The sequence below is a fragment of the Rummeliibacillus sp. SL167 genome (assembly GCF_007896505.1).
GTDB classification, from domain to species: domain Bacteria; phylum Bacillota; class Bacilli; order Bacillales_A; family Planococcaceae; genus Rummeliibacillus; species Rummeliibacillus suwonensis.
Map to the genome: position 1 here is coordinate 176,301 of NZ_VCBM01000001.1, position 11,802 is coordinate 188,102.

General features: G+C 35.5%; 12 protein-coding genes. 10 read left to right on the plus strand and 2 right to left on the minus strand.

Features of this window, described 5'->3' with window-relative positions:
• Positions 1 to 39: 39 nt before the first annotated feature.
• From FEZ13_RS00695 to FEZ13_RS00730, 8 genes are all read left to right on the plus strand, one after another.
• Positions 40 to 243 (plus strand): alpha/beta-type small acid-soluble spore protein, encoded by a 204-nt coding sequence (locus FEZ13_RS00695; RefSeq protein WP_146548009.1) that lies wholly within the window; start codon positions 40 to 42, stop codon positions 241 to 243.
• A gap of 550 nt (positions 244 to 793) precedes the next feature.
• Entirely contained in the window at positions 794 to 1,000 is a 207-nt protein-coding gene (locus FEZ13_RS00700) for an alpha/beta-type small acid-soluble spore protein (RefSeq protein WP_146548010.1), read from the plus strand.
• A 172-nt stretch (positions 1,001 to 1,172) separates the two neighbouring features.
• The gene (mbcS, locus tag FEZ13_RS00705) at positions 1,173 to 2,759 is read left to right on the plus strand and encodes an acyl-CoA synthetase MbcS (protein WP_146551070.1); all 1,587 of its coding nucleotides are present in this window, start codon (positions 1,173 to 1,175) and stop codon (positions 2,757 to 2,759) included.
• A 319-nt stretch (positions 2,760 to 3,078) separates the two neighbouring features.
• Entirely contained in the window at positions 3,079 to 3,990 is a 912-nt protein-coding gene (gene rarD / locus FEZ13_RS00710; RefSeq protein ID WP_146551071.1) for an EamA family transporter RarD, read from the plus strand.
• Between the two features lie 54 nt (positions 3,991 to 4,044).
• Entirely contained in the window at positions 4,045 to 5,055 is a 1,011-nt protein-coding gene (gene sppA, locus FEZ13_RS00715) for a signal peptide peptidase SppA (RefSeq protein ID WP_146551072.1), read from the plus strand.
• A 14-nt stretch (positions 5,056 to 5,069) separates the two neighbouring features.
• Positions 5,070 to 5,663, plus strand: a complete 594-nt coding sequence (locus tag FEZ13_RS00720) for an RDD family protein (protein WP_255473031.1) — start codon at positions 5,070 to 5,072, stop codon at positions 5,661 to 5,663.
• Positions 5,664 to 5,717: 54 nt separating this feature from the next.
• A complete protein-coding gene (gene tpx / locus FEZ13_RS00725) occupies positions 5,718 to 6,227 on the plus strand; it encodes a thiol peroxidase (RefSeq protein WP_146551073.1) in 510 nt (169 codons plus the stop codon).
• Between the two features lie 262 nt (positions 6,228 to 6,489).
• Positions 6,490 to 7,425, plus strand: coding sequence for a class I SAM-dependent methyltransferase (locus FEZ13_RS00730; protein WP_146551074.1), 936 nt, complete (start codon positions 6,490 to 6,492; stop codon positions 7,423 to 7,425).
• Between the two features lie 182 nt (positions 7,426 to 7,607).
• On the opposite strand, the gene FEZ13_RS00735 is transcribed toward FEZ13_RS00730, so the two are convergent.
• On the minus strand, positions 7,608 to 8,066 hold the full coding sequence (locus tag FEZ13_RS00735; RefSeq protein ID WP_146551075.1) for a universal stress protein: 459 nt from the start codon (positions 8,064 to 8,066) through the stop codon (positions 7,608 to 7,610).
• Between the two features lie 563 nt (positions 8,067 to 8,629).
• Between FEZ13_RS00735 and ald the strand changes: the two genes are divergently transcribed.
• Positions 8,630 to 9,742: an alanine dehydrogenase gene (gene ald, locus FEZ13_RS00740; protein WP_146551076.1), complete on the plus strand. Its 1,113-nt coding sequence runs from the start codon at positions 8,630 to 8,632 to the stop codon at positions 9,740 to 9,742.
• A 95-nt stretch (positions 9,743 to 9,837) separates the two neighbouring features.
• Here ald and FEZ13_RS00745 read toward each other — a convergent pair whose 3' ends face one another.
• Entirely contained in the window at positions 9,838 to 10,935 is a 1,098-nt protein-coding gene (locus FEZ13_RS00745) for a M24 family metallopeptidase (protein ID WP_146551077.1), read from the minus strand.
• A gap of 161 nt (positions 10,936 to 11,096) precedes the next feature.
• Here FEZ13_RS00745 and FEZ13_RS00750 point away from each other — a divergent pair, with 161 nt between their 5' ends.
• Positions 11,097 to 11,777 (plus strand): metal-dependent hydrolase, encoded by a 681-nt coding sequence (locus FEZ13_RS00750; RefSeq protein WP_146551078.1) that lies wholly within the window; start codon positions 11,097 to 11,099, stop codon positions 11,775 to 11,777.
• Positions 11,778 to 11,802: the final 25 nt, after the last annotated feature.

An 11,802-nucleotide genomic window follows, 5' to 3' on the forward strand; every position in this document is an offset into this window, starting at 1 on the left:
CTCTTCTGTACATTCTATGTACACAAGGAGGTGATACACATGCCAAACAACACTTCTTCAAACCAATTAGAAGTTCGTGGAGCTAAACAAGCTATCGATCAAATGAAATACGAAATTGCACAAGAATTCGGTGTGCAACTTGGTGCAGATGCATCAGCGCGTGCTAACGGATCCGTTGGCGGAGAAATCACTAAGCGCTTAGTTGCATTAGCTGAACAACAACTAAACGGTTATTCTAAATAACAAATCTTGAGTACAGTATGCTCAAGAAAAAGCAAAAAAACCGAGGAAGAATTCGAGAGAATTTTTTCTCGGTTTTTCAATGATTAGCAATAGAAACATTGTCGAAAGAAATGTTCCTATTCAGATCGTATTTCTGTAGTTTTGCATAAAACTATAGAAAATAGAAGGTGTATATCAGGTATGATGGTTCGAAAAAATTAGATATGCAGGGATACAATCGTAAAAGGTCACATATTTTTTACTTCATTTTACGAATTGTAACAGAGGATTACTCGAGTCCTCGAAAATACGGAAATGTATCTACAATTTCTTTGTGCGGTGTTCATTCGGTAAAGTCAGTTCAATGTTTTACAGGAAAAACGAGCAATTTGTAGTGAAAATATTGACTATCTATATTTTATGGATAATATCTATTTGAGATTCATCACTGCAACTTGGAGTTATAATATTCGATTAACTCTCATTTATATCCATAAATCATTTTTTTTAAACTTAAGTGCATGATTTTTTTTCAAACGCACATTCTATAAGTGCAAAGGAGGTGATTTACATGGCAAGAAGCGGGAACTCAAATCAATTAGAAGTTCGTGGTGCACAACAAGCAGTAGATCAAATGAAATATGAGATCGCACAAGAATTTGGTGTGAGTCTTGGAGCAGATGCATCGGCGCGTGCTAACGGATCCGTTGGAGGAGAAATTACAAAGCGTTTAGTTGCATTAGCTCAACAACAAATCAGTGGCTTTCCAAAAAAATAATTAAATTAAATTAAATAAATAGCGTAAAAGCCGGGGGAGAATAAAACATTCTTTCTCGGCTTTTTAAATTTAGTACTAACTACTAATTACTAATATTTATATCTAGTTGTAATTTCAAAATACATTACATATAATAATTTGTGATGTCAATTTGTTATTCAGGGGGGTTTTTATGAAACAACAAGATTTAATTGCACCTGAAGATTATAATTTAGTGGAAGAAATTGAACGATTCGCAAAAGGGCAAGAAAAAATTGCTATTCAATTTGAAAATGAGATTGGCAGTACAGATTCTATCACATATGATGGGCTAATAAGAAGAGCCAACCAAGTAGCAAATGTTTTTACAAATCATGGGTTGCAAAAAGGTGATGTAGTCCTGATTATGGTACCTCGTTTAATCGATGCCTATATTACATATATAGCGGCATTAAAAGCGGGTTTGGTTGTAATTCCAAGTTCTGAAATGCTAAGAGCGAAAGAAATCGATTATCGAATCGCTCATAGTAACGCGAAAGCGGTCATTGTTTATGAACCATTTATAGAACAGTTCTATCAAATAGAAAATTTACAGGGCGTACAACAATATGTGATTGGGCAAGCAAACGCACCTTGGATCCAACTGATTCAGGAAGCTGAAAAAGAGTCAGAACAATTTGAAGATGCTAAAGTAAAAAGCACGGATAGTGCATTTTTATCTTACACGAGTGGTACGACAGGAAATCCTAAAGGGGTTGTCCACACACATGGATGGGCTTATGCACATCTGAAAACAGCCGCATCCCATTGGTTAGATATTCGGGAAGATGATTTAGTATGGGCAACTGCAAGCCCTGGGTGGCAAAAGTGGATTTGGAGCCCATTCTTATCTGTATTGGGGAGTGGGGCAACAGGATTTGTCTATAATGGACGTTTTAAAGCAGATAAATATTTAACTTTATTGGAAAAATATCGAATTCAAGTTTTATGTTGTACACCAACGGAATATCGCATAATGGCAAAAGTCGATAATTTAGCGGATTATAATTTATCAGCCTTGCATAGCGCTGTTTCAGCTGGGGAGCCATTAAATCAGGAAGTTATTAATGTTTTCAAAAAAGTGTTTCATCTGAATGTCCGAGATGGATATGGTCAAACGGAAAACACATTACTGATTGGAAACCTTAAGGGTATACCGACAAAGCCAGGGGCGATGGGAAAACCTACGCCAGGTAATATCGTAGAAATCATCGATAAAAATGGAAACGCTTGCCCTGTTGGAGAAGTTGGAGATATTGCTGTTCATCGCTCTACACCAGCATTATTTAAAGAATATCTTCATGATCCTGAACGGACTTCAAAACAATTCAGGGGAGATTATTATATAACTGGAGATCGTGCCAAAAAAGATACGGACGGATATTTCTTTTTTGAAGGTAGAAATGATGACATTATTATTAGTTCAGGCTACACAATTGGACCATTTGAAGTTGAAGAGGCATTAGTGAACCATCCTAAGGTTCAGGAATGTGCAGTAGTGGCAAGTCCAGATACAGTTCGTGGAAATATAGTAAAAGCATTTATTGTCTTAAAGGATGTTGTCAAGCCTTCAGATGAATTAGTGAAGGAATTACAACAACACGTGAAAAAGAGAACAGCACCCTATAAATATCCGAGAGCCATTGAATTTGTAAAAGAATTACCTAAAACATCATCAGGTAAAATACGGAGAATTGAATTGCGTGAGAAAGAAAAAAGAAACCATCGTATAAATTCATGATAAGTGGATATATCTTGCATTAACGGGCAGTAAGATCCCCATCTCAAGATTTAGAGAGAATGTGGGATTAGCTATTAAAGTGACTGTTTAAAAGATAGAATAGTATGCTAGAAAGTATTCTGGCATACTATTTTTATATGAGTATGACTGTATTTTTATACAGTTTTTTAATGCTGATAAAAAATTTTTCCTCGAAGTTGTAGTTATAATATAAGTGTAACTTTACTCTAAATGAGAGAATGCAAGTTTTTAATATTTACATTCACTAGTTATAAATTTATAATTTGGAAATGAACGCACTAGAAATTGAGGTGAGATTGTGCAAAATGAAAGAAAGGGTATTATTGCATCAGTAGGTGCCTATTTTTTATGGGGTTTATTCCCTATTTATTGGAAGTTTGTTGAACATGTTTCAAGTGAAGAAATCTTGGCAAGTCGTATCATTTGGTCATTTATATTAACATTGGTTTTTGTATTGTTATTCAAACAATGGCATATATTGATTTTGGATTTTAAAAAATTATGGCATTATCAGAAATCTTTTTGGTCTCTATTTTTTGCAGCCTATTTAGTTTCTCTAAACTGGTTCATCTATATTTGGGCTGTAAATCATGATCACATCGTACAAACAAGTCTTGGGTATTATATGAATCCAATCATTTCGATTCTTTTAGGAATTATTTTTTTAAAAGAAAAATTATCAAAATCACAAATTATTGCATTTTTGCTCGCTGCGATTGGTGTTCTTATCTTAATCACTTCATATGGTCAAATCCCTTGGGTTGCCATTGGATTAGCATTAAGCTTTGGTATCTATGGTTTATTAAAGAAACAGATTGTGCTTGATGCAACACGTGGCTTAGTGATTGAAACAATGTTTATTTTACCGGTTGCATTGATCTATTATGTATATCTTTATTTCCAGGGAAATATGTCGTTTTTGCATGTCGATATGAAAACTGATTTGTTTTTAATTGGAACAGGGATTGTAACAGCTGTTCCACTTATTCTTTTTGCAATGGGTGCACAAAACATCCCTTTATATTTGGTTGGCTTTATTCAATATATTGCTCCTACAATGACACTTATTTTAGGCGTTATTGTTTACCATGAATCGTTTGGTGGAATTGAGTTAGTATCGTTTTCATTTATATGGCTTGCATTAGTCATTTTCTCTATTTCTACTATTGTAGGAGTGAAAAAATCTCACAGAATTCATCAAAAAGCATGAAACGTTTTAAGGTTTCATTCGTATAAACAATTGAAGGCCAAAGGAGGAGAAATAATGACAGCAAAACGATGGATCGCTCTAGCTATAGCGGCGGCATTATTTGTCGTTTCTACATTTGCAAGTGTACTGTGGTCAGTTGCTAAGCTAGACTTTAAGAAAGAGTTTACATCTGCATTTAATATGAATGCTACATATGATACAGATATTATTAAAACTGGAAATCCTGCGAACAAAATAGCGGTTTTAACAGTGAATGGAACGATACAAGATACTGGAGAGTCAGCATCTTTATTGAGTTCGGGAACATATAATCATCAATTTTTTATGAATCAACTAGATGAAATTTTAGATAATCATCAGGTGAAGGGTGTACTGTTAAAAGTGAATTCTCCTGGTGGAGGAACAAATGAATCAAAGCAAATTTATGAAAAAATTGTACAAATAAAAAAAGAACGTAAAATCCCTGTTTACGTATCCATGGGATCGATGGCTGCATCAGGCGGTTATTATATTTCCGCACCTGCTGATAAAATATTTGCGGATGAAGAAACGATTACTGGTTCTATCGGTGTTATTATGCAAGGATTGGATTATAGTAAATTAGCCAAAAAATATGGTATCGAATTCAACACAATTAAAACAGGTCCGTATAAAGATATTATGAATGGTTCTAGAGAAATGACGGATGCTGAAAGAAAACTATTACAAGATATGGTGAATGATTCATATGGACGATTTGTTAAAGTGGTGGCAGATGGTCGTGGAATGTCTCAAAAAGAAGTAAAGAAAATTGCGGATGGGCGTATTATGAATGGTTCACAAGCAGTAAAAGCAGGGTTAGTCGATCAAATTGGATATAGTGAAGATGCACTCCAATCTCTTATGAAGGATCATCATCTTGTAGGTGCTGAAGTATATGAGTACAAATCCTTAGATGACTGGACATCACTTTTCTCTTCAAAGATCAATACGTTACTTGGGGGATCTACTGAAAAAGAAGCGATCACTAAATTATTAACGAAAAATGGTGCCCCTCGTATGATGTATTTGTATGGTGAAGAATAAGGAGGTTTTAGATGATGGCAGAAGCAATTGATGTTGGAATGCTCCCCCCAGAACCGATACAAATAAAAAAAGAAATGGACTACCAATTGAAAGCGGCAGGCTTTTGGACTCGATTTTGGGCATATTTGATTGATCTAATCGTTGTATTTTCTATAAATGCTATTACAGTTAAACCGTTATTTTTCTTTACTGGATGGGAGAATATTGAAATTTTTTATATCCCGCTTTATGGATCCATGACAAGTCTTTTATTTTATGCCTATTTCGTTGTGATGACGAAAATCTGGGGACAGACAGTTGGGAAAATGGTTCTGGGTATTCGTGTTGTTTCAGAGGATGGTAAGCCCTTATCTTGGGCAACTGTGTTTTTCCGTGAATGGATTGGTCGATTTATTTCTGTTACAATTGATATTCTTTATATTTTGGTCGCATTTACACCAAATCATAAGGCTATTCATGATTATATAGCAGATACAAAGGTTATCCATGAAAGAACCTTTGAAGCAAAAGCAAAAATACTAGAAACTGAAGTTCAACCTAAGCAAAAGATAGTAGACTTAGATGAAAATAATAGAGAAGATACAATCACAAATGATCGTGAGTCTTGAAAGTTGCATGACTAAGAGAAATTCGAGTAATATTGTTTTTGAGGAGGCGTTGAAATGGTACAGGTAACATTTATTAACAAACCAGTAACATTAGTAGGACCAGAAATTAAAGTAGGTGACAAAGCACCTGACTTCACGGTGTTATCAACAGATCTTACAGAAAAACATTTATCAGATTTTGCAGGTCAAACTGTTTTAATCAGTGTTGTTCCATCATTAGATACAGGTGTATGTGATGCACAAACTCGTCGTTTTAATGAAGAAGCAGCAGGATTAGGTGAAGATGTAGTTATCTTAACGATCTCTTGTGACCTTCCATTTGCTCAAAAACGTTGGTGCGGTGCAAATGGTATCCAAAACGTCCATACTTTATCCGATCATCGTGATTTATCTTTCGGTGATGCATACGGTGTTCATATGAAAGAATTGCGTTTATTAGCTCGTTCCATCTTTGTTGTCGATAAAGAAGGAAAGGTTTCTTATGTAGAATACGTATCAGAAGGTACCAATCATCCGGACTATGATAGTGCCATAGCTGCTGTAAAATCACTGAAAAATAAGTGAGTTTTATCTTGATTCAGCACATCTCTCTTATAGGTGGCGAGATAAATGTCGTATTTCCTATTTAGAGGTACAAATGGTCGCCGAATCGAGATAGAGCCTACGTTGGCGAATATCATATCATGGATTTTGACAAGGAGCTTTTCGAGTAAGTTTGAAAAATCTGGATGCCATTACGCTGGGCGTAATGGATAGGAAGAAATAAAGAAACAAGTTGAAACCCACTCGTTAGTTTGAGTGGGTTTCCATTTTGAGGGAGAAGAAAATGGAAACGATTGAAAAACTATTTTCATTTATAGATGAATACACAGAAAATACCGCGAAAGAGCATGAGATGACTTATTTAGAGGGTGTTCTTGAAACGCTAAACACATGGCTAGAGGGTGAGATAAAACCCGCTGATCTTGAACCTTCTAAAGAAGAAATTCGTAAAGCGATACAGCTAGTCCTATTAAAGGGTATGCATCAGAGCACACAGCCCAATCACCAAATGACTCCTGATTCACTTGGGCTGCTATTAGGATATTTTGTAGAACAGTTTTATGAAAAAGAGTTGACATCCAATGGAAAAATTACTGTATTGGATCCAGCGATCGGAACTGGTAATTTGCTATTAACTGTAATGGGCTTAGTGGGAGATAAAATAGAAGGCATTGGTGTAGAAATTGATGACTTACTGATACAACTTGCAGCGGCATCTGCAGAATTAGAAAAGCGATCCGTATCTTTATATCGTCAGGATGCACTAGAGAACTTAATCATTGATCCTGTAGATGCCGTTATATGTGATCTTCCTGTTGGCTATTATCCCAATGATGAAGTCGCAAAAGATTATGAGGTGAAAGCACCAGAAGGAATGACATATGCTCATCATTTATTTATCGAGCAATCATTAAAATATGTAAAAGATGGAGGATATCTTTTCTTCCTAGTACCAAACCATATATTCGAATCTGAACAGTCCTCCATATTAAATAAATTTATTACTTCAAAAGCTTGGATTCAAGCAGTTGTGCAATTGCCGGATGAACTTTTCAAAAGTAAAGCACATGAAAAGTGCTTATTTATACTGCAAAAGAAAAATGATACAGGTAAACCTGTAAAAGAAGTATTATTAGCAAAGGTCCCCAATTTAAAAAATATAAAAGCATTAGAATTATTCTTTGCTAAAGTTCAGAAATGGAAGAAAGAACAAAAATAAGGTTTATCAACATAACTCAGGATGGGCTTTCGAAAGCTTACAGAGCATGTTATATGTTCCGCATGTTTCGGAATGTAACATGACAGCGTCTTGCTTAAAATAGAATCTATCATTGAAAAAGGTACTATTCAGATTGACACTGAATAGCACCTTTTGTTATTTTTCAAACAGTTTTGTTCAAATTATTTTTCTTTGGCAGCTGAATCTGTACGAACAACAAGTACATCGCATTTTGCAGAGCGTACAATATTTTCAGATACACTACCGATTAAGAATCTTTCTACAGCATTAAGACCAGTAGCACCACAGATGATTAAATCTGCGTTAACTTTGCTAGAAACTTCTTTTGTGATGATTGTTTTTGGAGAACCGTATTCAATTAATACGTTTATATCTTTAACACCTGAAGTTTCAGCTTCTTTTTTGTAGCCTTCTAATAATTCTTCCGCGAATTCTTGAGCGCGTTCTTGAATGGAACGATCATAAGCTTCAATTGCCGCAAAAGAACGAGTATCAATAATATTGACTAAATATAGAGCCGCTTCGTTACGATTTGCTATAGCAACAGCCTTTTTGAATGCGTATTCAGCTTCTTTTGAACCATCTACTGCTACAACGATGTTTTTATAATTTAATGCCATAATGGATTCCTCCTTTTTTATGTTTCTATTATAACATCCTTCTTTTAGAAATACTCTCCCTAAATTTCCAAATTCAAAATTTCGTAAAATATAATATAACTATGGAAATAATAGAATCAAATCAATTTCATAGATTTTTCACTAGGTATGGATTTAATCAATTAATACTAAATATAGATAAAAAATCAGGTGTGTTAATTATCCGATTTTATCCATAAAGATAGGAAGAATTCGTTGTTTTCCGCTGCGGCTTGCTCGCTTTTCCCGTGGGAAATTGAATTAGTCTCATCGAATTATGTCAAAGATATTTGCTGATTTCTGCCTAATCATCAATACGTCTGAAAAAACAAATATATTCCATCGATATGAACATTAATATTCAGACTTATGTGTGCGTTTTACAGGAAATTTGTTTTCTCTTTTTGGTAGTGCTTTCAAAAAATAATTTTCAAAATTATCAACAAAATATTATAGAAATCTGATACAATGAACTTGTTTTTATGTGGGTACAACTTTATACATAAAAAACAATCGATATTTTTTACACATGAGGAGGATGGAGTATGAAGATTGGTATTCCAAAGGAGATTAAAAACAATGAAAACCGTGTGGCTATGACACCAGCTGGAGTTGTAAACTTAGCGACGTTTGGTCATGAGGTATTTATTGAAACAGGGGCAGGATTAGGTTCAGGCTTCACAGACAAAGATTATCAAGCAGCAGGAGCGCATATTGTTCCAACAGCGCAAGAAGCTTGGAAGCAAGAAATGGTCATGAAGGTGAAAGAACCAATATCTCCAGAGTATGATTACTTTTATGAAGGGCAAATTCTTTTCACTTATTTACATTTAGCTCCTGAACCTGAGTTAACTCAAGCGCTACTTGATAAAAAAGTAGTAGCCATTGCATATGAAACGGTGCAATTACCAAATCGTTCATTACCATTATTAACGCCAATGAGCGAAGTAGCAGGACGTATGGCTACGCAAATTGGTGCGCAATATTTAGAAAGACAAGAAGGCGGAAAAGGAATTTTACTTGGTGGCGTGTCTGGGGTACCACGTGCTAAAGTAACGATTATCGGCGGAGGTATGGCAGGTACTAATGCCGCAAAAGTGGCAATTGGTATGGGTGCCGAAGTAACGATCATCGATTTAAATCCTGAACGCTTACGTCAATTAGAAGATCAATTTGGAAATGATATACAAACATTAATGTCTAATCCATATAATATTGCTGAATCCGTAAAACATTCTGATTTAGTCATTGGAGCTGTACTAATTCCAGGAGCAAAAGCACCAAAACTAGTAACTGAAGAAATGATCGAGTCTATGTCTCCAGGTTCTGTAGTGGTAGATATTGCTATTGACCAAGGAGGTATTTTTGAAACATCTGATCATATCACAACACATGATAATCCAACATTTATCAAGCATGGTGTCGTCCACTATGCAGTAGCAAACATGCCAGGTGCTGTGCCTCGTACATCAACGATCGCTTTAACCAATAATACAGTTCCTTATGCATTAGAAATTGCCAATAAAGGCTATAGACGTGCATGCTTAACAAACGAGGCATTGAAAAAAGGAGTCAATACATTGGATGGCAATGTTACGTTTGAAGCTGTAGCGGAAGCGTTGAACTATCCATATGTTCCAGCTGATTCACTATTATAATGAAATGAAATCTTAACAAAAAATAAAGAGGTGACTCAACGATCGTTTATCCAACGATTTTCGAGTCCCTCTTTTTTATCTAAAAATAATTCCTCTTATTTTGGTTGAATGATTTGCAATTCTTTGGGGAAGCTTGTTAAAACTTCTACGCCATCAGCCGTTACATAAATATCGTCTTCAATACGGACACCCGCTGTATCGCCTTTGTAGATACCTGGTTCGATGGTAAAGACCATTCCTTCTTTGATGGCAATTTCGTTTGCACCATGTACAGATGGAAATTCATGTACGGATATTCCAAGACCATGACCAAGACGATGGGTGAAATATTCACCATAGCCAGCTTCACGAATGACATCACGAGCGATTTTATCTAAATCCATAGCTCGTACACCTGGCTTAACAGCAGCAATTGCGGCTTCATTCGCATTTTTGACAGCTTCATAGACAGTTTTTTGTGCTTCGGAAGGATCACCAAATGCTACTGTACGAGTAATGTCTGAGCAGTAACCTTCATAAATCACGCCAAGATCGAATAGTACTAAATCGCCTTTTTGGATCTTTTGAGTTCCTGGTGTTCCATGTGGAGAAGCGGCGTTTAATCCAGTAAGTACCATTGTGTCGAATGACATGTAGACACCTTTTTCTTTCATTGCTGCTTCGATAGCAGACAATACTTCAATTTCAGTTTTGCCTTCTGCTAGTTCATGACAGCCAACTTCAATAGCATAGTCAGCTAGTTTAGCTGCTTCACGTAGTTTTTCTAATTCATCTTTCGATTTGACTAAACGCATATTGTTGAGTTGTTTGTCTATACCAACGAAGTTAGTTGCTGGATAAAATGCTTGTAAAGACTCTAAACGTTCAACGGTTAAATGATTTTTTTCAATAGCAATTGTATTTAATGGGACATTACGAGTTTCAGCAGTGTTATGGAAAATTTCCCATGCATTTTCCGTATCATCATGACCTACCACTTCGTATGACCAGCCAGCGGATTTGGCATCAGGAACTTCCATTTTAGGGCAAATCATAAATGGTTGTGCATTTTTAAATACCATTACGCCAAGAAGACGCTCATGAGGATCGCTACTAAAACCTGAGAGATAAAATACGTTATCAGGTGTTGTAATAAATGCTGCATCGATGTTGTTTTCTTGTAAATAATTTTGAATCAATTGAACCTTGTTCATAAGAATCCTCCTTAGAAATATTAGAGCTCTTGAAATAATGATAGAAAACTAATTTCAATTTAAGTAACTCTTTTCAACTATAGTCTACCAAAAAAGAGGAAAATATGTATCAATAACGAATTGAAATATAGTGAAGCTATACATTGAAAGGATGATACATCATGCAAATTTCTTATCATGGACATTCTATTGTGAAAGTTAAAACGAATGGCTACACAATTTTAATGGATCCTTTTATTACAGGTAACAGTTTGACAGATTTAAAGGTGGAAGAACAGAAGCCAGATATTATTTTGCTAACGCATGGTCATAATGATCATGTCGGCGATACCATTGAAATTGCAAAACAATCTGGGGCTTTGGTAATTGCTCCAAATGAGTTAGCTGTGTATCTTTCTTGGCAAGGCATTCAAACGCATCCTATGCATATAGGAGGCTCACATCAATTTGATTTTGGTAAAGTAAAATTCACACAGGCCTTCCATGGCTCATCTTATGTAACGGATGATCAACAAATTATTTATACAGGCATGCCTGCAGGAATTCTTCTATTTGTGGAGGGAAAAACAATTTATCACGCAGGAGATACGGCACTATTCTCAGATATGAAACTAATCGGCGAAAACCATCCAATCGATGTTGCATTTTTGCCAATCGGCGATAATTTTACGATGGGGCCAGAAGATGCTGCTAGAGCTGCCCAATTTTTGAAACCAAAAGAGGTCGTACCTATCCATTACAATACATTTCCGGTCATCGAGCAAGATCCTGAAGAATTTGCCGAAATGGTGTCGAATACTACTGTTCAAGTGATGAAACCTGGCGATAAATTTGACATTTAATTGAATTATATATAATAATCTTGGT